The 21,011-nt window shown below is 39.6% G+C and carries 20 protein-coding genes and 1 pseudogene; 5 read left to right on the top strand and 16 right to left on the bottom strand.

Annotated elements, in window-relative coordinates; genetic code table 11:
- Positions 1 to 7: 7 nt before the first annotated feature.
- The 4 genes from recD2 to IGI38_RS08970 all read right to left on the bottom strand — a co-directional run bounded on the left by recD2 (position 8) and on the right by IGI38_RS08970 (position 4,857).
- On the bottom strand, positions 8 to 2,410 hold the full coding sequence (gene recD2, locus IGI38_RS08955; RefSeq protein WP_438728963.1) for an SF1B family DNA helicase RecD2: 2,403 nt from the start codon (positions 2,408 to 2,410) through the stop codon (positions 8 to 10).
- Between the two features lie 19 nt (positions 2,411 to 2,429).
- Positions 2,430 to 3,086: a histidine phosphatase family protein gene (locus IGI38_RS08960; protein ID WP_438728965.1), complete on the bottom strand. Its 657-nt coding sequence runs from the start codon at positions 3,084 to 3,086 to the stop codon at positions 2,430 to 2,432.
- A gap of 27 nt (positions 3,087 to 3,113) precedes the next feature.
- The gene (trmL, locus tag IGI38_RS08965) at positions 3,114 to 3,620 is read right to left on the bottom strand and encodes a tRNA (uridine(34)/cytosine(34)/5-carboxymethylaminomethyluridine(34)-2'-O)-methyltransferase TrmL (RefSeq protein WP_438728967.1); all 507 of its coding nucleotides are present in this window, start codon (positions 3,618 to 3,620) and stop codon (positions 3,114 to 3,116) included.
- A gap of 409 nt (positions 3,621 to 4,029) precedes the next feature.
- Positions 4,030 to 4,857, bottom strand: coding sequence for a methyltransferase domain-containing protein (locus tag IGI38_RS08970; RefSeq protein ID WP_438728969.1), 828 nt, complete (start codon positions 4,855 to 4,857; stop codon positions 4,030 to 4,032).
- 135 nt (positions 4,858 to 4,992) lie between these two features.
- Between IGI38_RS08970 and IGI38_RS08975 the strand changes: the two genes are divergently transcribed.
- The gene (locus tag IGI38_RS08975; RefSeq protein WP_438728971.1) at positions 4,993 to 5,628 is read left to right on the top strand and encodes a copper homeostasis protein CutC; all 636 of its coding nucleotides are present in this window, start codon (positions 4,993 to 4,995) and stop codon (positions 5,626 to 5,628) included.
- A gap of 21 nt (positions 5,629 to 5,649) precedes the next feature.
- Here IGI38_RS08975 and IGI38_RS08980 read toward each other — a convergent pair whose 3' ends face one another.
- The 5 genes from IGI38_RS08980 to IGI38_RS09000 form a co-directional block, all read right to left on the bottom strand.
- The gene (locus IGI38_RS08980; protein WP_438728973.1) at positions 5,650 to 6,096 is read right to left on the bottom strand and encodes an NUDIX hydrolase; all 447 of its coding nucleotides are present in this window, start codon (positions 6,094 to 6,096) and stop codon (positions 5,650 to 5,652) included.
- Between the two features lie 42 nt (positions 6,097 to 6,138).
- Complete coding sequence (gene mgtE, locus IGI38_RS08985) at positions 6,139 to 7,509, bottom strand: magnesium transporter (protein ID WP_438728975.1); 1,371 nt, start codon at positions 7,507 to 7,509, stop codon at positions 6,139 to 6,141.
- 345 nt (positions 7,510 to 7,854) lie between these two features.
- A complete protein-coding gene (locus tag IGI38_RS08990; protein WP_438728977.1) occupies positions 7,855 to 8,748 on the bottom strand; it encodes an RluA family pseudouridine synthase in 894 nt (297 codons plus the stop codon).
- A 4-nt stretch (positions 8,749 to 8,752) separates the two neighbouring features.
- Positions 8,753 to 9,556: an NAD kinase gene (locus IGI38_RS08995; RefSeq protein ID WP_438728979.1), complete on the bottom strand. Its 804-nt coding sequence runs from the start codon at positions 9,554 to 9,556 to the stop codon at positions 8,753 to 8,755.
- Positions 9,528 to 10,193, bottom strand: a complete 666-nt coding sequence (locus IGI38_RS09000; RefSeq protein ID WP_438728981.1) for a GTP pyrophosphokinase — start codon at positions 10,191 to 10,193, stop codon at positions 9,528 to 9,530. Before IGI38_RS09000 ends, IGI38_RS08995 begins: the two co-directional genes overlap by 29 nt.
- A 205-nt stretch (positions 10,194 to 10,398) precedes the next feature.
- Between IGI38_RS09000 and IGI38_RS09005 the strand changes: the two genes are divergently transcribed.
- Together IGI38_RS09005 and IGI38_RS09010 are read left to right on the top strand one after the other, a co-directional pair.
- A complete protein-coding gene (locus IGI38_RS09005; RefSeq protein ID WP_438728983.1) occupies positions 10,399 to 11,007 on the top strand; it encodes a CYTH domain-containing protein in 609 nt (202 codons plus the stop codon).
- Complete coding sequence (locus tag IGI38_RS09010) at positions 11,004 to 11,651, top strand: DsbA family protein (RefSeq protein ID WP_438728985.1); 648 nt, start codon at positions 11,004 to 11,006, stop codon at positions 11,649 to 11,651. Before IGI38_RS09005 ends, IGI38_RS09010 begins: the two co-directional genes overlap by 4 nt.
- A 32-nt stretch (positions 11,652 to 11,683) precedes the next feature.
- Here IGI38_RS09010 and IGI38_RS09015 read toward each other — a convergent pair whose 3' ends face one another.
- From IGI38_RS09015 to IGI38_RS09040, 6 genes and pseudogenes are all read right to left on the bottom strand, one after another.
- Positions 11,684 to 12,193 carry a SpaA isopeptide-forming pilin-related protein gene (locus tag IGI38_RS09015; protein WP_438730390.1) on the bottom strand — a complete coding sequence of 170 codons (510 nt, stop codon included), beginning with the start codon at positions 12,191 to 12,193 and terminating at the stop codon, positions 11,684 to 11,686.
- Positions 12,191 to 12,861 (bottom strand): annotated as a pseudogene (locus tag IGI38_RS09020) (class C sortase); the annotation flags it as partial. The gene IGI38_RS09015 and the pseudogene IGI38_RS09020, both read right to left, overlap by 3 nt.
- A 1-nt stretch (position 12,862) precedes the next feature.
- A complete protein-coding gene (locus IGI38_RS09025; RefSeq protein ID WP_438728987.1) occupies positions 12,863 to 14,041 on the bottom strand; it encodes a class C sortase in 1,179 nt (392 codons plus the stop codon).
- Between the two features lie 313 nt (positions 14,042 to 14,354).
- Positions 14,355 to 16,172 (bottom strand): oligoendopeptidase F, encoded by a 1,818-nt coding sequence (pepF, locus tag IGI38_RS09030; RefSeq protein ID WP_438728989.1) that lies wholly within the window; start codon positions 16,170 to 16,172, stop codon positions 14,355 to 14,357.
- A gap of 169 nt (positions 16,173 to 16,341) precedes the next feature.
- On the bottom strand, positions 16,342 to 17,340 hold the full coding sequence (locus tag IGI38_RS09035) for a competence protein CoiA (protein WP_438728991.1): 999 nt from the start codon (positions 17,338 to 17,340) through the stop codon (positions 16,342 to 16,344).
- Positions 17,341 to 17,471: 131 nt separating this feature from the next.
- Positions 17,472 to 18,116, bottom strand: a complete 645-nt coding sequence (locus IGI38_RS09040) for an adaptor protein MecA (RefSeq protein WP_438728993.1) — start codon at positions 18,114 to 18,116, stop codon at positions 17,472 to 17,474.
- 321 nt (positions 18,117 to 18,437) lie between these two features.
- Here IGI38_RS09040 and IGI38_RS09045 point away from each other — a divergent pair, with 321 nt between their 5' ends.
- On the top strand, positions 18,438 to 19,049 hold the full coding sequence (locus IGI38_RS09045) for an HAD family hydrolase (RefSeq protein WP_438728995.1): 612 nt from the start codon (positions 18,438 to 18,440) through the stop codon (positions 19,047 to 19,049).
- Positions 19,050 to 19,083: 34 nt separating this feature from the next.
- On the opposite strand, the gene spxA is transcribed toward IGI38_RS09045, so the two are convergent.
- Positions 19,084 to 19,482, bottom strand: a complete 399-nt coding sequence (gene spxA, locus IGI38_RS09050; protein WP_010739854.1) for a transcriptional regulator SpxA — start codon at positions 19,480 to 19,482, stop codon at positions 19,084 to 19,086.
- A 782-nt stretch (positions 19,483 to 20,264) separates the two neighbouring features.
- On the opposite strand from spxA, the gene IGI38_RS09055 reads away from it, so the two are divergent.
- Positions 20,265 to 20,990 (top strand): HAD family hydrolase, encoded by a 726-nt coding sequence (locus IGI38_RS09055; protein ID WP_438728997.1) that lies wholly within the window; start codon positions 20,265 to 20,267, stop codon positions 20,988 to 20,990.
- The last annotated feature ends 21 nt before the right edge of the window (positions 20,991 to 21,011 follow it).

The following is a 21,011-nucleotide window of genomic DNA, read 5'->3' on the forward strand; positions in this document are numbered from 1 at the left end:
TTATATCCTACATGAACATTGCTGGCGTGACATTCTCCATTCCAATCATTGGATCTATCGCTTGTGCAGCAATTAGCTTCGGTGTCAAAATCGTTGGCTCATTCACTGTATTTTTTTGTTTTTCTTCTACCGCTTTAAATGGTTCTGCCTTAGGCTGCGCAGGAGCAACTTCCGTCCCATTCAAGATTCGCTCGATCAGCGTCGTTTTTCGCACAGCGGATTCTCGGTTTACACATGCTTGGAAAGCTTCTTCCTCACCTAGTAAAATCAATAAATCCTTGCTTCGGGTTACCGCTGTATACAGCAAGTTCCGTTGCAGCATCCGAGAATATTGTTTGACCATCGGCAAGAGAACCATTTTGAATTCACTCCCTTGAGACTTATGGATCGAACAACAATAAGAAAGTTTGATTTTATTCCATTCTGTACGTTTATAACTAACTTCATTACTATCAAATTGAATGACTAATTCATCCACTTTATCTTCCGATTCCTTTGCTGGAATAATTCCAACAATGATCCCCATATCGCCATTAAAAACATTAAGTTCCGGATTATTAACGAGTTGCAGAACTTTATCACCGATACGGTAAACGACATCGTTCCACTGAACCTCTTTTTTCCGTCCATCATTGGGATTGAAAATTTCCTGCATCATTTTATTGATTGCATCAATTCCCGCGGGACCACGATACATGGGAGCTAAAACCTGAACATCTTGTGCAGTAAAGCCTTTTTTCTTCGCCCGCTCAACAACTTGCTTAATGACCTCTTCCATTTGAAAAGCATGGCAAGCAAGAAAAGAACGATCGGCTTGATTTTTTCGAAAATCCTGCGGCAATTTTCCATCTTTGATCTCATGGGCTAACGGAATGATCGAGGATCCGTCCCCTTGGCGATAAATATCTGTCAATTCCATCTTAGGAATGTCTTCAATCTGCAGTAAGTCATGAAAAACCTGTCCCGGTCCAACAGACGGCAATTGGTCTTTATCTCCTACGAAGATTACCTGCATATTATTAGGGATCGCCTTTAACAACGTATTAGCCAACCAAGTATCCACCATCGACATCTCATCCACGATCAACAACCCGCCATCAAGTTCTTTAGCGTCAATATCAGGCGTGTCATCATTCGCATTCAAGCCTAATAATCGATGAATCGTGCTGGCAGGAAGACCCGTAGTTTCGTTCATGCGTTTTGCTGCCCGGCCAGTTGGAGCCGCTAATAGAATGGGAAAGATTGCATTCGTATAATCCTTTGGGTCTAAAGACAAATCATTCAATTCAGCAAACAGCTTAACGATCCCATCAATTACAGTAGTCTTCCCCGTTCCGGGTCCGCCCGTCAAAATGAATAACGGCGAACGGATAGCTTCTTTAATGGCTTGATCTTGAGAATCGCCATACGTAATTTTTAATAACTTTTCTATAGTTCGCAACTTTTTATCTACTGTCTCTTGCGGATAGTTGATCTCTTTTTTACGAGCCAATAACCGTTCGATCGAAGAAGCGATGCCCCATTCACTATAAAACAGGGTATTTTCATAGATTTTCGTTGCTTCCTGCTGAATTTTTTCCTCTTCAACTAATTGGATAATCATACTAGCAATTTGATCGGGAGCAATCTCGACTGGTCGAGAAGTTTCTAACAGCTGCAAAACTTCCGTCAAAAGTTGCTGTGCCTCTACGTAAGTATCACCGCTTTGGTTCGCGTCCTCATTGACTTGATGAAATATCGCCGCCCGAATCCGTTGTGGACTGTCAGCTGAGATACCTAGCTGTTCAGCTAAACTATCTGCCTTTTTGAACCCAATCCCCTCAATATCTTCTACCAATTGGTAAGGATTCTCTGCGATGACCTCTAACGCTTCATTTCGATAGGTTTGAAAAATCGCAAATGACAGATGGCTTCCAAATCCGTAACGGCTCAAGCCGACGATGATCTGCTCCATCCCATGGTTTTGTCGAATCGTATCAACAATAACCTTCTGCTTTTTTACATTCAAATTAGGAACCCTCGCTAACACTGCCGGGTTCTCCATAATTTGATCGATCGCTTCTTCGCCTAAAACCTCGATTATTTTTTCCGCGGTTATCTTTCCGATCCCAGGAAACTTTTCACTAGAAAGATAGTTGATTAGGCCGTTAGCAGAAGTCGGATGTGCTTGTTCATAACTCTCCACTAAAAATTGCTTGCCATAACGAGGATGGTCGACAAAATGTCCGAAGAAGCGGTAGTCTTCATCTTCTTGCATATCGCCAAAACTTCCCGTTACAACAATTTCCTGTTCAAGATAATCACTGTTTGTCTCACTGACTTTGATCAACATAACCTTATAAAAATTACTGGGATTTTGAAAAAAGATCACTTTTAGTGTTCCCACGATGTATAACTGTTCTTCCGACATTTCGCTCCTCCTTTCGCTATTAGAGTAAGGAATCTGGTTTTGATCCGGTTCCTTCTAAAAAGCGGACATCATTCCATTGAATCATTTGATAAGGCGGCTTACTGTTGTCTGCCTCCAGAATCGTCAAGCTATTATTGAATAAGCCACCCATTTCCCTTAATTCGTTTAACGGCTTTCCGGTTAATGCTTGGATCGCCGCAGTCAAGGCTGCACCGTGACCGACAAAAAGAAGCGGACCTTCTTTGGCCTCGGCTACCGCTTTCTCCACTAAATCATTGATTCGTTTCAACATATCTTCGATTTTTTCTCCCTCAAATGGAGTAGGATCATAGAATTCTAAATGATGGCGCAGATTGACCATATCTTTCGGGTAACGTTCTTCAATCACTGGAATCAATTGGCCTTCCAAGGTTCCCAGTCCCAGCTCCCGCAAATCTTCTGAACGAATAATTTCTGTTGGGTGTGCTAATTGCTTGTTGATCCCTTCTGCTGTCAGGTATGCTCGCTTCAATGTACTGGTATAAATTTTTTCGAATGGAACATCTTTTAATTCTTTTCCCAGCGCTTTGATTGCTTCCAAACTTTCAGGCAGCAAAGGAGAATCCCCCATCATGCCTTGAAAACGTTTCTCCTGATTCCACCGAGTTTTCCCGTGACGAGTAAAATAAAGTTTCATAAAAATCCCTTTCTAAGTCCTTATTATCTAATCTAACTTATCGTGTTCATAATGATGCGTCAATTCTAAATTAGGAAAACTTTGCTGCCGCAACGCTTCGTAAACGACTAGAGCAACTGTATTGGAAAGGTTCAACGAGCGAACATGTTCATCATTCATCGGGATACGTAAACACTTCTCCTCATTTTCTCGCATGAACACTTCCGGCAGGCCTGTGGTCTCTTTTCCAAACATAAAGAAATGATCTGCACCGTCAGTATAATCAATTTCTGAATACGTACTATTGGCGAACTTTGTGATCAAATGCAAAGGCTGATCGCCTAAGTAGTCTAAAAATGCGGCCAAATTTTTATGGTAAGTAATATTCACATCATTCCAGTAATCAAGTCCTGCCCGCTTCAAATGCTTATCATCGGTGGAAAAACCTAAAGGCTCGATCAAATGTAAAGGTGAATTGGTTGCCGCACAAGTTCGTGCGATATTTCCAGTATTCGCTGGAATTTGTGGTTCAAATAATACGATATGGTTTGTCATGATATTTTCCCTCGTTCTTATTTCTATCTTTATTTTCTAATGTAAGTATTCAAAATAATCTCGCACATAGAACAGTCACTTACTTATATATGAAACAAATCAGGACGGTATTTTACAGCTTGTTCAATAATAAAAGAAGATTTCCCCTGATCTGCCCAAGCAAGAAGAACAACTGTCAGCTTCTTCGGTTTCAGAAATCCTTTTTCGAAACCACAAAAACCGTAAAAAAAAACGTACCAACTCGGTGTCTAGCACGGCGAGTCGCTACGTTAGTGAAGCACTTTTCACTAACTTTTATCAGAACAGGAACCTGATAAAAACCAATGAAAAACAACTTGTTTGTACTATAACATCACGAAGTCACAAATGCAACCTTCTATTTTCAGTAATCCACATGAAAGCGATTACTCTAATGTCCTTTTAATATTTCAATATCGATCGTTATTTTCTTCAACGGATTCGCCGCTAATTTTGCCTTTACATCTGCTGGAACCTTCCATTCTAATGGCGACATCTCTAACAGATCCAAACGATTTTCCTCTGGTATTTTAAACTCATACGTCACTCGTTCACGATGGTCGAGGGATAGCTCGTCTGTGAAACGTTGAATAACCGCCTCATTCGAGTAGGCTTCGCCGTCAGGATGATAGACCGCTCGTAATTCCTGCAAATAGCCAGATTGTGGAACGACTTTCAACACGCAGCCATCTGGTTTCATCACCCGTTTAAATTCACGATAGTGTGAAGGCGAGAAAATATTTAGAATCGTATCAAAAGAATCCTCCGTAAACGGCAGGTTCGTTAAATCAGCGACACACCAAAAAGCTTCGATTGGTTGATTACTAGCTAGATAAATCCCTTCTTTAGCAATATCAAACCCGATGGATACAGGATTTTCTTTTAGTTGAGTAATTTGCTGCAAGAAACTTCCTTCACCGCAACCAACGTCCAATACATTCCCGGTTTTCATTAAGTTCGCGATTTTTTTAATCACAGGCTGATACATACCCGAACGAATCATTCGTCCACGCGGTGTAAACATGTCATTGCCATATTCAGTTTTAATTTGATGATCCAAAAAATAGAGCGTGCCCTTTTTAGCTAAGTCAAATCGATGGCCATTTACACAAATAAGACTTTTCTCTTGTTGGGTCATTTCGCGATGACAGTTCGGACAACGAAACAATTCCGCATGCTTGCCCAAAAACAAGGCGCTTCGATCAATTTTTTTAAGCATCTCTTCACTCCTTTTTTTGCTATCTAATCATAGCATAGTTCTTCTATTCCTACTATCGTCGAGATATGCTAAACTATACGTCGGGATCATTAATTATTTCTTTTAAAATTTAATATGAAATCGGAGGATATAATCTTGATTAAAGAATTTTGCGCTGAAAATTATACCGATATTCCAAAAGCGATCCAAGCAGGCGCAGGACGCATTGAACTATGCGATAACCTGGCAGCCGGTGGAACGACACCAAGTCTGGGCGTGATCGAAGAAGTACTGACTTATGCTGGTGAAAATCATGTACCAGTCATGACGATGATTCGTCCACGCGGCGGAAATTTTGTCTACAATGATATTGAATTGAAAATCATGGAGAATGATTTGATTCATGCAAAAAATGCTGGAACGGATGGCGTGGTGTTCGGCTGTTTGACCGAAGACAACGAAGTGGATGAAGAAGCATTAGAAATGCTGGTAGGCAACAGCGAAGGCGTATTAACAACTTTCCACATGGCTTTCGACGAACTGTCCAATGAAGAACAATTCAAAACGATTGATTGGTTTGTTAAACTAGGCATTGATCGTATCCTAACCCATGGCGGTCCGTTATCTACCACTATCGATGAAAATCTGCCTCATTTAAAAGAATTAATCGATTATGCGGATGGCCGCATTATCATTTTGCCCGGCGGCGGCATCAATGCTGAGAATGCAGAAAAAATTGCCACAACATTAGGTGTCAACGAACTGCATGGCACAAAAATCGTTACAATTTAAAAGAGAAGCGACTCGAATGAGTCACTTCTCTTTTTTTCGTTCCTTGATAAATTTTTCAATTCGAATGAGAATCCGATTCTCCTTAAATCGCAAACGAACCGGATAACGTCCTGTTTTGTAATCTTTGATTTGACGATTGCGATCTGGAAAAATATTCAACGGTAAATTATGAAGATCAAAGAAATTGAACGCCACATAATCCTGCGACTCCATCTGACTTTGCGAAACCGCTTCTTGCACCTTGTATACATAGGTAATCTCATCATGATACTCTTTTGTATATATCCCGATCAAATCATCTACTTTACTATCAAAAGAAAGCAGCTCCTTAATTAAGCGTTGCACTCCTTCTCGTTCATTCTCATCTGGAAGAAGTTCGCCTCCTGGCAAGTCCCAAACAGGCATCCCTTGACGGCGGACCAATAAAATCAACCCGTTACGAATAATAATGGCATAAGCTTTTTTCAAAATTTTCTCACTACTTTCAGCATATGTCTTTTAAATCTTCACTCACTGTCCAATAAATCTTTCCATAAAGAGACTAGCAATATTAAAATAAATCAGTACACTTGTCAAATCACTCAGGGTCGTAATAAACGGTCCACTGGCAACGGCTGGATCAAAACCCAATCTTTCCATGACCATTGGAATCCAGCTGCCGGCTAACGTCGCCACTGTAATAGCAGCCATCATCGCCGTTCCTATAACAAAACCTAAAATGAAGTTGTGTTTCCAAATACCAACGATCACAAAAATCGTTATCCCGGTAACTAACCCCGTCACAAGCCCGGTTAAAATTTCACCAAGTACTAGCTTTCCAAAATTTTTCTCACTATCATCCGAAATTGCCAAACGCCTTACTGCTACCGCAAGTGATTGTGTTCCGGCATTTCCGGCAGTCCCAGTAATCAACGAGATAAAAACTGCTAAAATACTTGCTTTACTAACCAGCGCTTCATAGTGATTGATCAGCGTCGCCGTTGTCATTCCAAGAAATAGTAAAGTAATCAGCCATGGCAACCGTCTCGAAGCTGCCTTAACAGGATTTTCATCGACCTCTTCAACATTGACCCCAGCCAAACCAGAATAGTCACTTGCCGCTTCATCATCGATTACGTCAATGATATCATCGACTGTCACGATTCCTAATAAATGATCATCGTAATCTGTTACTGGCAATGCTAGAAAATCATAGTCTCGGAATGTTTGTGCCACATCCTCCTGATCATCACCTACATGTACTGAGATTGTTCGTTCACTCATAACATCTGAAACCATGGTATCATCATCATTGACAATCAAATCCCGTAAAGAAATTACGCCGACCAATTGATTATCATCATTCACTACATAAGTATAATAGATTGTCTCAGCAATTTGAGCTTCTTTTTTCAAAACATACATTGCAGAACGAACCGTTTGATTCGCCACGATCGAGACATATTCTGTCGTCATCAAGGAGCCCGCAGTATCATCCTCATAATGAAGCAGATCGCGAATTTCATTCGCATGTTCAGAATCCATCAGGCTTAAATATTTTGCCACTGGTTTTTTGTCTAATTCGTTCAGTAAATCCACTGCATTATCGGTGTACATTTCAGATAACATATCAGCCGCATATTGTGGGCGCATCTCATTTAGATATTCATCCACATGTTCATCGTCTTCTTCAATGACATCAAACATATCCGCTAATTCTTTAGGTGATAAATAAGAATAGACAAGCTGCCGCTCTTCATGATTCAACGATTGATAAAATTGTCCCTGATCATAAAAATGCATTTCCAAGAAATGATCACGGAACGACTGCAGATCATTCTGATCCAGTTCCTCCCGTAATTGTTGGAAATGTATTTCTAGCTCTTCTTGGTTCTCATCCATCAATCTCACCTACCTCTTTTTTATGTACTAATTTTTCTTTCAGAAAAATTAAGTTGATTTTCGTCACGTATATCATTCTGCTATATTGACTGGTATTTTTTCACATAAAAACTCGGTGTTTCGTCCTTCCCCGTTGAATTACTGCGAAAAGCTGAACTGACAACCTACCTCTTTTTTATGTACTAATTTTTCTTTCAGAAAAATTAAGTTGATTTTCGTCACGGATATCATTCTGCTATACTGACTGGTATTTTTTTCATAAAAACTCGGTGTTTCGTCCTTCCCCGTTGAATTACTGCGAGAAGCTGAACTGACAACCTACCTCACGTTTATCCTTTCATTGATCTAAAGCATTTCTGCTATCGCAGCCATATCAGCGGCTAACGGCAGCTCGAAATGCATAGTTTCGTCGTTGAACGGATGAGGAAAGCTTAAAGAATAGCAGTGCAGCGCTTGACGTTGAATTCCTAAATCCATCGCACCCTCGTAAAGATCATCACCTAGTAAAGGACAGCCAATCGCCGAAAAGTGTACTCGAATCTGATGAGTCCGCCCCGTATGCAGCTGTATATCCACTAAAGCGCTAGTCAGATTTCGTTTTTTTAACCAATATTCCGTTTCAGCCTGTTGTCCTGTCTCGATTATTTGTCTCTTTACTAAAGACGACATATCACGACCGATGGGTAGCAAAATATTCCCATGAGACTGTAAGGTTTCCACTTCACCAGAAACGAGTGCTTGGTATTTTTTAATAAACTGCTTCTGCTGCAAGCCTTGATCTAGCTTTGCGTGAGCAAAACCGTGCTTCGCAAACAACATCAAACCAGATGTATCTCGATCCAAACGCGTAACGACATGCACGACTTGGTCGGCGTAGTCTTGTGCTACGTAATATGCCTTGACCCGGTTAGCCATAGTTCCACGGGGATGATATTGTGACGGAATCGACGCAATCCCCGCTGGTTTATTGACCACTAACAAATGCTCATCCTCAAAAACGATCTCGATAGGAATATCGTCAGCTAATAGGGTCTCGTAAGGCTCTTCGTCTGGAATCACAACTGTTACAATATCATGGGCTTTTAAAGAAAACAAGACGTTTTGTTCCGTCTCGTTCACTAAAATTTTGCCACCATGAAATTTAATTTTAGCCAATAATTTTTTTGAGATCCCTTGTCGTTTTAAAAAAGTTCGTACTAGCGAACTGGTCTGTTCTTGATACGTCCATTTGAATTCCACAAAATTAATCCTCTCGAATAAAGGCATCCTTAACCCGATGCCAGAAATGCATATGCCGATAAGAAGCGAAGTGAATCCGTTCTTCAGCGATTTTATATTTGATCGATGTAATCCCTTTGCGATTGATATCGAGCTGATCAATCGTTATTAAATGCTGCTCATTCCCTTTTAAGCGAACATCGATCCATTCATGAGAACCAATGATACTAGGAGAGCCCAACGTTCGAAAAACACGATTGTTCAATGAAGCAATTTCCGCTAATTGCATCGCATTGATGCTGGGGTGAACCACCGCACCGCCGACGCTCTTATTATAAGCGGTTGAACCAGTAGGTGTAGAAATAGCTAACCCGTCCCCGCGAAACCGTTCAAATAATTCTTCCTTGATGTAAACATCTGCTACCATTGTACGGCTGCCTTTACGAATCGTTGATTCATTTAAAGCTAAGAAATGCTTCTTCTCGCCATCACTCGTCGTCAAAACAACATCTAAAAGAGGATAACTTACGCTTTTCCCCTGCTCAGCACTCAAACTATTTACTAACTCTGGAAGCTCATAATCCCGCCAATCAGTGTAAAAACCTAGATGGCCTGTATGCACCCCTAGGAAACGGACTTCATCTAATCGATGGTTGTACCGATGAAACGCTGAAAGCAATGTTCCGTCACCGCCGATCGTGATTACCAGCTCTGGATCACGATCCACGATCTCTAAATCATCCTTGCCGGCTAATAATCCCCGTAAACGCTGCAACACCCGAATTGATTTTTCTTCTTGATTATGGATGATTCCGATCCGTAGTCCCATGACGTCCCACTTCCTTTTTTTGTTCCTTACGATTAAATACATGCTGAGCTTCTTGAATCTCATCACGTATGCTGGACATTTCCTCGTCTAGCTGATATGCAGCTTCCGCCGCCCGAAATAATCGCCTTTGGATATCTTCAGGTATTTGCCCTTTATATTTATAGTTCATTGAATGCTCGATCGTTGCCCAAAAGTTCATCGATAACGTCCGAATTTGGATTTCTGCCAGAAGCTTTTTCTCTCCTTCTAACATCTGCACAGGATATTCGATCACGAGATGATACGATCGATAGCCACTGGCCTTTCGGTTCGTGATGTAATCCCGCTCTTGAATGATCTTCATGTCATTTCGACGTCGTAAAATTTCCACGACTAAGGGAATGTCCTCCACAAATTGGCACATGATACGCATTCCTGCCATATCAGACATCTCATCTTCTAAACGGTTCAACGGAATGCCCCGCAACTCCGCCTTATTAAGGATACTTTCCACTGGCTTAACACGACCGGTCACGAACTCAATCGGCACATGATCCCCGCTCGTACGGTATTGCTTCCGCAATCCGCGTAATTTTATCTTTAACTCCGCTACTGCCAATTCATACGGAGCAAGAAATGAATCCCAGTCTCTCTCCATCGCATATCCCTCGCTTCATTTTTCCATTCTTTCTTATCTTATCATAAACCTTCCGCAGAAAGAATTATCATATTTTTCTCCCACAACAAATATTACAAAATACTAACATTTTCATGGAATTAGTTCTAATCATTTGACTAGCTAGGTTATTCTATGTGAGGATGTCTTATATTAGGATTTTTCTAGAATCAGGAGTAAAATAAGATTGAGTGAAGAAATTGAAATCGAATTCAAGAGTATGCTGACAAAAGACGAGTATACTGAATTGTTACGTTACTATAATATTACAGATGAGCAATTTGTAATACAAACAAATCTTTACTTCGATACAGCTGATTTCCAACTAAAACAACATGGGATGGGTCTGAGAATTCGCCGTTTTGCTGCTAAGGCTGAAGCAACGTTGAAAATTCCTCGAACTGTTGGTCTTTTAGAGGTCACCGATTCCCTCACGATTGCTGATGTGGATCATGCTGTAGAGAATGAACAGTTCGTTTCGCAAGCTACTGAAATTTTGAACCGGCTGAAGCAATTAAATATTTCATTGTTAGACTTGCACCTAATTGGGAAATTAATCACAAAACGTGCGGAATTTACCATTACAGAAGGAAAACTCGCATTGGATGAAAGCTGGTACGGCGAACAGCATGATTACGAGCTGGAGCTTGAAGTTCCAGATTCGAATTACAATGAAGGCGACTTTAACCAGCTATTAAAAAAATTCGACTTACCTTACCGAAAAACACAAAATAAAATCGCTCGAGCCGTGACTGAACAGCAAAAGCGAAATAAAGAAATGGAGGGACTCCAATGATCGAGATTTATCTATTTGTTAATCCGATTGGAAAAAAATGTTTATCAATCGAGCGACGGATCATTGATTTGATCGAAGAGTACGATATGAAAATCCAGCTACGTCTGATTCCGATCATGAATTTAAAAACAGTCTCTGAGTTCATGCAGCGGATTGGCGCCTCCGAAAAAGATATTGAATTAAGAACCGACCTGTCACAAGAAATTCATTCAGCCGCTTTAGATGTTAAAGCCGCTCATCTGCAAGGAAAAAAGCGTGGGCGTGATTTCTTAGTTGAATTACAAGAAACGGTTGGTGAACAGAAACAACCTTATTCAAAGAAACTAGCGATTCAGCTATTCACCAAAGTCGGCGGTGATTTAGAAATGTTCCTAGAGGATCGGCATTCAGCGTTTGTTCAAGAAGCGTTTCTAACAGACCAGCAGATCGCTCATGAGATGGAAATCACTTCTCACCCTTCAGCTGTAATCTATAACTACGGCGGTGATTGTGATGCAGGTATCCGTATCGAAGGATGCGATACGATCCATCATATTTTAGATACATATAATACGAAAGAGTCATTGATTGCATTCTTAGAATCTCAAAATAGAAATGCACCAATCCGACAGTCAACAGCAGACAATCACTTATCATTAATCTAAAAAAGCATCATTGCCTCCTGGCAATGATGCTTTTATTTTTTGATCTGAACAGCATTTTCCTTCGTAAAAATGTAACCCTTCTGTTGTTTAGTTAAATAAAGACTTATTTTATCCTGACGCAATTTCTTGATTCCTACTTTAAAACCAAGTGCCTCACTATCTTTAATACAATAAACACCGCCTGGAATACTCTCAAAACGTGCACGACCTTCTTCGTCTGTCACCGCCATCAATGGAATACCTTGTCTCTGTACTGGACGTTTTCCATTCTTACTATACATCGCAAATTCTCTTCCTGCTAAGGCATTGCCAAATGAATCTGTTCGAAGAATATTTAAATTGAACTGGCGTTTCTTTAAAAGATACGCGTGAATGGCACGATAGATTCCAAACAGCAGGAGCAATATGGAGAGTGCGAATCCAACTAAAATCAGTATCTCCTTTAGTTTACGCGAATCGTCCGCTTTTTTTATAGCTTCTGCCATTTTTTCTGTATAAGGCACCCGATGACCGGTCACTAATAGACGATGGCTATTGATCATATAAGGCGTACAGGTCAATAAAGTGACAATGTCGCGACCAGGTTCAATCTCGATTACGGATGTATCTCGCGGTTCGACAACGTCAATCTTGTCTACTTCATAAGCTAGCTTCTCTTCGAACAACGTTATGACAAATATCTCACCCTTTTTCACTTCTTCTAAATCCGTAAATAATTTTTTTCCGGCAATCCGCTATGAGCAGAAATAACTGAATGGGTATCCGCTCCTCCCGTCGGATAGGAGGTCCCTTGCAAGACGGTTGCGCCCTCTTGCAACAGCTTCTCATTAGTTGTATCGAACAGCGGCAATGTAACTTCGATTGTCGGAATGCTGATCGCGCCAATCAAGTGCTTGCGAATATAGTCGTCACTTACGATTTTTCGTTCATTATTATTTGTGAACTTAGGGGCTTTAGGAACTAACCCATTTTTTTTCAACTCTTCGTTGCGTTTTTTCATTCGTTCCTTCGCTTTGCGGACTTGCTCTTTATTCTGCTCCTTGTTCTGTTCTTGAACTTCTTCCATTCTTTTTTGATCAATAAAATCATTGACGGCATTGATATAGAAAGGATACATCATGACTAATACCCCGACTAAAAAGATCAAGATCATAAAAATCTTGCTGATCATTTGTCTTTTAGCGCTGCTAGATTTAGGTGCCCTCTTCATGCTAGTTCACCTTGCTTTCAATAATAAAATGCTTGATTTTTTGTTTGATATTCTTGTATCCGCGACGTTTAAGAATCTTGAATTTCTTATCCTTCAAACGCCAAACCTTTCCTTTTACACTCAAACCATTTTCGGTCTCAACACGGTAAACGCCGCCAGGAATTTGTTTGAATTCAATCTTCCCGAACACATCGCTGACTGTATGAACAAGTTTGCCATCGATGCGAACAACGTCTTGTTTTTGAGTAAGCAATGCACGCACACCCGGTAATGGCTCACCATTCTCATATAGATAGAAGACAAAATCGTATTCGCGTTTTTTCGATTGATAAAGTATGATTTTGCGCCAGACGAAGTAGCCAAAAATCAGTGCGAAGAATAGACAACCGGCCATTAGATAATACACACGTCGACGATGATATTTTTCGGTTTCTTTGATTTTCTTCGCCGCTTCAACCGGGTAAGCCACACGGTGACCCGTGACCAGCAGACGATGACTATTCACACCATAAGGCGTACACGTCAGCAGTGTCACTTGATCGCGTTCCAATTCAATTTTGAGCGCATCAAACTTATCAGGTTTCACGACCTTGATCCGATCAACCTGATAAGCCAATTTTTTTCCTTCTATATGTAAGAAAAACTTGTCCTTCTTTTTGAGCAACTCTAGATCTGTAAACAGTTTCTTCTCTGGCAATCCTGTATGTCCGGTTATGACTGAATGTGTTCCCTTTCCACCTACCGGAAAAGAGGTACCTTGCAGAACAGTAGCTCCTTTATCCAATAAAAAGTCGTTCGTCTCATCATAGACTGGCAGGCTCACTTTTATTTTCGGTATGAATACTGCACCAATCATATGCTTTTCGTAGTATTCCTTTTTAGGACTTTTAGTTCCTCGAAGTGATGTTTCAAAAGGATCATCAAAACTTCCTGCCCCTGGGATGATCGTCTTCAACTTCTTGTTTTCTTTTTCAAGCTTTTCAAGACGTTTTTTCTTATCTGCCTCTGATCGAGCTTCCATTTTCTCTTGGACCTCTTCGAGACGCTGCTGATCAATGTAATTATTGATCGAGTCTACAACGAATGGATACATAAAAATCAGAAAACCAGCAATAAACATGACCGCAATTGACAATTTTAAAAACAAATCAATCTTGTCTCTTTTATTTGGTTTAGTCATTATGTTCCACCCCCTCTACTTATGCTAATTTTCGCATAATCATTCTCAAAAGAGAAATTCCAATTGTAAAATTTCTTTCAATTATTTGAATATATTCTCCTGGCTGATAGAACCTTTTCCGCATAAAACAAGCCTTAAATTCAATTTTTAACTATTGTTTTTCAAACGTAATCTGTATTGGAAAAAAATTATAAAGCATCAATCTTTAATAAAAATAAATGTTTTCTTCATTATTTTTATAGCTCCTTCATTTCAGATTTACCAACGCAAAAAAAAGAAACAAGAGCGCTAAGCTCCTGCTTCTTTTTTTTGATTAAGCCTTTAATTCTTCGACCAGTTGTTCCAACTCATCTAATCGCAATGCAAAGATTTCCATCGCGTCCTCAATATACGTTGGCTGCGTCATATCGACACCGGCTTTTTTCATAACTTCAATCGGATAATCACTGCTTCCAGATTTCAGATACGCCAAGTATTTTTCTAAAGCATCGGGTTCGCCTTCGACGATCCGTTTTGCTAGAGCACTCGCTGCCGAGAAGCCAGTCGCGTATTGATAAACATAATAGTTATAGTAGAAATGTGGAATTCTCGACCATTCATCTTTGATTTCTTCATCGTTGATAACAATCGGTCCATAATACTTCGCATTCAATTCACCGTAAAACTTGCTTAAATGCTCACTTGTCAATGGCGTGCCGGCAGCATCCTCCGTATGGATGAAGTGCTCAAATTCAGCAAATTGAGTTTGCCGGAAAATCGTCCCTTTGAAACCATCAAGATAATGATTAATGATATATGCACGTATTTTTGGATCCTTCTCAGTTTCCAACAAACGGCTTGTCAAAAGATTTTCATTCGTCGTCGAAGCAATTTCTGCTAAGAAAATCGAGTAATCACCATAAACATACGGCTGCGTGTGACGAGTAAAATAGCTGTGAACACTATGACCCATTTCATGAACCAATGTATATAATTCATCCAGACGATCGTGCCAATTCAACAGAATATATGGTTGTGTATCATAGGCACCGGAAGAATAGGCACCGCTGCGTTTCCCTTGATTTTCTACTACATCGATCCAGCGTTCCGCAAAAGCCTTTTTCACGACTTCTAAATACTCTTCGCCGAGAGGTTTCAATGCTTCAAGCGCTTTTTCTTGTGCTTCTTCATACGTAAATTTAACAGGAGCTTCTGCTAATAGCGGTGTATATAAATCATACATGTGCAATTCTTCTAAGCCTAGTAGTTCCTTGCGCAATTCCACATAACGATGCAATAAAGGCAGGTATTGATTGACTACTAATGTCAATGTTTCATAGACATCTTCAGGAATATGATTTCCGCTTAAAGCGGCCTCACGTGCTGACCCATATCCGCGAACCTTCGCTTTGTAATTGTGCCCTTTAATATGAGTACTTAATGTCGAAGCAAAGGTATTCCGAAATTGATGATACACAGAATACAAGGATTTAAAAGCTTGTTCACGAACTTTTCGATCCGTACTTTCCAATAATTGACCATAAACACCATGGGTTAATTGGACATCTTCACCCTCTTCGTTCTTCACAACTGGGAATTTCAGATCCGCATTGTTCATAACAGAGAACGTATCAGCGGAACTCCCAAAAATCTCGCTGGCCCCTGCTAACAACGCTTCCTGTTCAGCGGGTAAAACGTGTGCTCTTTCTGAAATAATCTGTTCCACAAAATGACGATATAGGTCAAGCTTTGGTTCGCTTTCGAAAAAGGCCCAAATCTCTTGATCCGTCAATTGCAACATTTCCGGTTCAAACCAGCTAACTGCTTCGCTGACTTGTGCGATTAAACTTGAAGCTCGAGCATAAAGTGCTTGATTTGTTGTATCAACGGTATCTTGATCATTTTTTAAATGAGCATATACATAAATAACTTCCGCTTTGCGATAAATATCTAAAACATACTCGATCGCTGTTAAAAATTCTGCTGCACCTTGACCTAAACTCCCTTTGATCTTATCCACTTCAGTTAATTCATCGGATAACGCTTGAAATTTTTCTTCAAAAGCCGCATCATCCGCAAAAATTTTGGTTAAGTCCCAAGTCAGTTCAGTGGGTACTTCCTGCCGCTTTGGCAATTGTTTTGCTTCGCTCATTAAAACACTCCTAACTTGTTTTGTAGTCCTTTCCTCTTTAGAAAGAAACTTGATTCTCAAACGCCGATCTCTAAACGACTCCTATTGAAGCGTGAAGAATAAGTGACGTTTCATCTATCAATCACATTTAATAGTACCACAATTTGGAAAAAAGTATTTTCAAAAGCGGTCAGGCTGACGAAACTTTAGCCTTTCTTTGACAAAAAATCGCTTCAAGATAGAGGCGTTCCAATATCTCACGCTGATCAATTCGATGAAAGAACCACTCTCTTTGATTTTCTGATCGGTAGTTTAGAAATTTATCAAAAATCCGCGAGGCGTTTTTCCCTTCTTTTTGAAACAAATAACGAAAGACCAGCAAATCCTCTTGATAGAAGAAGAAATAGCGGCTTGGAAAATAGACCCAGTCCGGCAAATAGAGCAGATGTCTTCGCTCTTGATAAAAATAGTGCTGCAGGCCACGAAGTCGCGGATTGCTTTGAACTAGTTTAAGACTCAACGATTGTTTCCGTTTATTGACACTTTCTATAGTAGGAAAAAGATGTGGTGGACGTTTGCTTACTGTTGTTTGAAAAATATTCTTTACAGATTGAGAGCCGTTGGGCCAGCGTTCTTCACAATAAAAGAAACGATCTGTTTCATGGATATGATAAAGCAGACGAATCTGCTTTTTCTCTATCAACCAAAGATGGAGTCCTCTTTCTTTATCAAACGAACAAAATTGCTTCTGCAGTTGTGTAAATTTTTCAGTGGGCTGCAACTTCTTTCCTAACAGCCACCAATCCTGGTAGTTTTGCTGACGATATCCCTGCATCCGTTCAGCCAGTCGGGCGCCCTTGATCGGCGAACATTGGATCTCTACCGCTAAATGCTCATGCAATAAGTCTGGACGCTGCGCTAAATCTGTAAGAGGCGCTTCCATTTTCCAATTACGTTCAAAATGGTTCCCCCATTTAAAAAAAAGCCGCTTTAATTGTAGATGTTCATGAGTCTCTCCTTCACTCAAGCCATAGCACTCTGAATTGTTCATATGAGCAAAATGGGGAATTTTGATTTTTCCCGCTTTCCGAATCAACTGTTCATCACAATCTGGACAAAAATATTTTTGCTCGTCGTTTATTTCTGAAGCACTGACCATCTCTTTTTCTTTTGTATAAGCAAACAGCATTTTCCTCACCTCAAAAGAAAGATACGCAGGAAAACATGGAATACGTAACTAGAAAGAAATTTTCTTACTTTATTATAAGTACTACTAGCAAAAAAATACCATCGCTCATAAGAACGATAGTATTGAACACTCTAATTAAAATGAGCACGCGTAATCTCGATTGCATCGCGATGCATCAGAAGCTTCCCATACTCTTCTAACATTTCTGCTGAAACAGCAGAATCCTGAGCATATTCTAAGATTTCAGCGATGACGTCTGCTAATCCAAACTCGCCAAAAACCTCAGGGTCAAAATAAACTTGTAAATAATATGTCTCATCCAATAGGTATAAGTCACACCAAGCCTCATCTAAAAAGTGATAGCTCGCTAATTCAATCATGTCCTCAAAACTACTTAATTGAAAAACCCGTAAGCGACTCACTTTTCCATCCTCTTCAAGACTTTCAGAGTTGGCTAAAATCTGCTGACGAATCAGCTGATCAAAATCACTCGTTTCGAACTCTGTTGAATTGTTCATTTTATTGAGATCTTCGGGTGTCAGGTTTTTACTAATAAATAGTTCCAATCCGTCATTCTTCGGAAGTACTTGGAAAGTGACAGCCTCACTACTCTTGAACTCATCTTCAATATCGACTTCTTCTAAAATACTATAGAAGAAAGATTCGATTTCCCGATGATTCCCCAGCAGATCTAAAAACGTAATTCCTCGTTCAGCTAAATCTTCATTCTCGATAATGACGCGGATCGTATTCTCATTGATGTGTTCCATCTCCATCTTGGCACACCTCACTTTAAAGATAGATTATATGTTCATTGTAACTGATTCCGTTTAAAAGTAAAGAAAGCCGACGAATTTTATTAAATTCCTATAAACAAAAGAGAAAACTCGCCCTCGATTCATGAGACTTGCGGTAAAAATGAGGACTGGCCAAACCTTTGCGAATTGTTTTTACTTTTCTCATGAATGTTATCCTCATAGATTCCTTTTACTCGGAATTCTCTAGTTTCCATTAACTTATATACAAATACGTATAAATCAGACCCCTATCTCTTGTTTGAGTGATAGACTAAAGTATATCACTAAGGAGGTTTTTTGATGATCAAAAATATTGTATTTGATTTAGGAAACGTATTAGTTGATTTTGAACCAATACGCTTTGTCCGTGAAACAACGAGCGATGAAGCCCAGCAAAAGTTGCTAGTATCAGAAATATTTGGTTCAGTAGACTGGCTGCGTTTTGATAAAGGAATGATGACAAAACCAGAACTTCTGTTATCAGTAAAAAATCGACTGCCAAAAGAGTTACATGGCACGGCAGAAGAATTACTAACTACTTGGTATAATGGCTTACATCCCTTACCACAAATGGCGCAACTTCCACGACAGTTAAAAGAACAGGGATTAGGTGTCTATCTTTTGTCCAACGCACCGCAGGATTATTATTTATATGAAGAAAAAGTGCCAAACCATAGCTCATTTGACGGCATCTTCATTTCTTCAGATTGGAAATTAGCTAAACCTGAGCATGAAATCTTTCGAGCATTTTATAGTCACTTTGGATTGAATCCTGCTGAATGCTACTTTATCGACGATACAGCCGCCAACATTCTAGCTGCCGAAGAAACCGGCATGCGCGGCTTTCATTTTAAAAAAGAGGTTGAGCCCTTAAAAAAAGAGCTGTCTCAATTTATTACATTTAGCGAATAATCAAAAAATACCCCGCATTCGCGGGGTATATATTCTATAGTCCAGCCATCAATTGGGCTTGACGTAATTCATATTGGCGAACGTCACGAGGTAAGAAACGACGAATTTCATCTTCATTAAAACCGACTTGCAAACGTTTCTCGTCGATCATGATCGGACGACGCAGCAATCCAGGATTTTCTTTAACTAAGTCCAACAATTCTTTTAGTGACAGTTCATCTAAATCCATGTTCAACTTTTGGAAAACTTTTGAACGGGTTGAAATGATTTCTTCAGTTCCGTCCTCAGTCATTTGTAAAATGGCCTTCAACTCATCAATGTTCAATGGCTCAGAAAAGATATTTCGTTCAACATAAGGGATCTCATGTTCCTGTAGCCAAGCACGTGCTTTCCGACATGATGTACAACTAGGGGAAGTATATAGTGTTAACATGCATATCACTCCTTTTCTTGACTCTCAATTTTTGTAACAGGTAATACTCACTTCCTGCTATCTGTCTCTATTATACAGAAAAAAGGTAACAAAAAAAAGAGGTGCTCCTCTTTTTTTTTGCAAATATTAACGTTATTTAATTTATCCCTACGTAATACGAGCTGTCAGGCCAATAATGATTTGTCAAGATGAGAAAGCAGTGGCGTAGCTCTCATTTAGCACAGTGTTATAACAAGATAAAAAACTGTATCATTACAGACTCGTATTTCGAGAAATTATCGATTTATTTTTTAGTGAAATATTTTTTTATCCTATCAATAATCTTAAGTTTTATTTTTAAAAATAAAACAACGAACAATAAACCATTCTCTCATAGGCCTTTTCTAGAATTATTTTAAAATAGATTGTTGTTTAAAACATGCCGCTTATTATTTTAAAGTTATTTTATTTTGCTTTAATAAGTATTCCTCTGTATCAGATTTCACCTGCAAAACAAGGTAGTGAAATAGATACAGCTTACAAATTATCAAAAATCTCCAAATTTTTTATAGAGATTTCAAAAATTGGTAAACCCTAAAAATCCGCCTTTTTTTCCAGTTTCAATCATTATTTTTTTTCGCAAGAATATTTTTGATTGATTGCAGATAGTGTTTTTTTCAATTCATCAGCGCGCCGATAACATAACAAGAATTATCTAATCAAGCTAGTTTTTTTCTTAGCGTGAACAAAAACCGATGTTTTTTTTGGTATAATGAATCCATTCAGAAATTAGGAGTGATTCAATGATCCAAGGAATTGTATTTGATTTAGATGACACGCTGTATGAACAGCAAGCGCCTTTTGCAGCAGCCATCCATTCGCTTTTCCCCTCATTTCCCGCAAGTGAAATGAAGGCACTATTTATTCGTTTTCGTCATTATAGTGATTTTCATTATATGAAATCAATCACTGGCGAATGGACTTTAGAAAAAATGCGCTACGAGCGAATTCGGCTAGCATTAGCAGATTTCGATTTCGTGCCAGCTGATGCTGATCTAGACGCATTTCAAACAGCATATGACCACGCATTGCAGACAATTTCATTACCGATCGAGATAAGCAGTGCCTTAGACTGGTTAAAAGAACAGAAGGTTCCCATGGGAATAATTACAAATGGGCCCGTAAAGCGGCAAGAGGATAAACTCAATGCGTTGCAATTAGCCAACTGGTTCGACTGGGAAAGCATTTTGATATCAGACGGGGTTCAGATCCAAAAACCTGACCCTAGAATCTTTAAGTTAATGGAGGAGCACTTGGCTCTGTCCCCTGAATCGCTTTTATACATCGGCGACAGCTTCGATAATGATGTCATTGGTGCCAAAGCTGCAGGATGGTCTGTCTGGTGGTTCAATCATCAGGGACGAGACATCCCAAGTGGCCAGACCGCAATTTTCGATAAAGAAATCAAGAGTTTTAACGATTTGAATAACGCCCTAACTAACAAAAAAGTTTGCGACGCTAAGTCATAGCGCTGCAAACTTTTCTTCTAT

The organism is Enterococcus sp. AZ128 (genome assembly GCF_051714485.1).
Taxonomy (GTDB): Bacteria; Bacillota; Bacilli; order Lactobacillales; family Enterococcaceae; genus Enterococcus_A.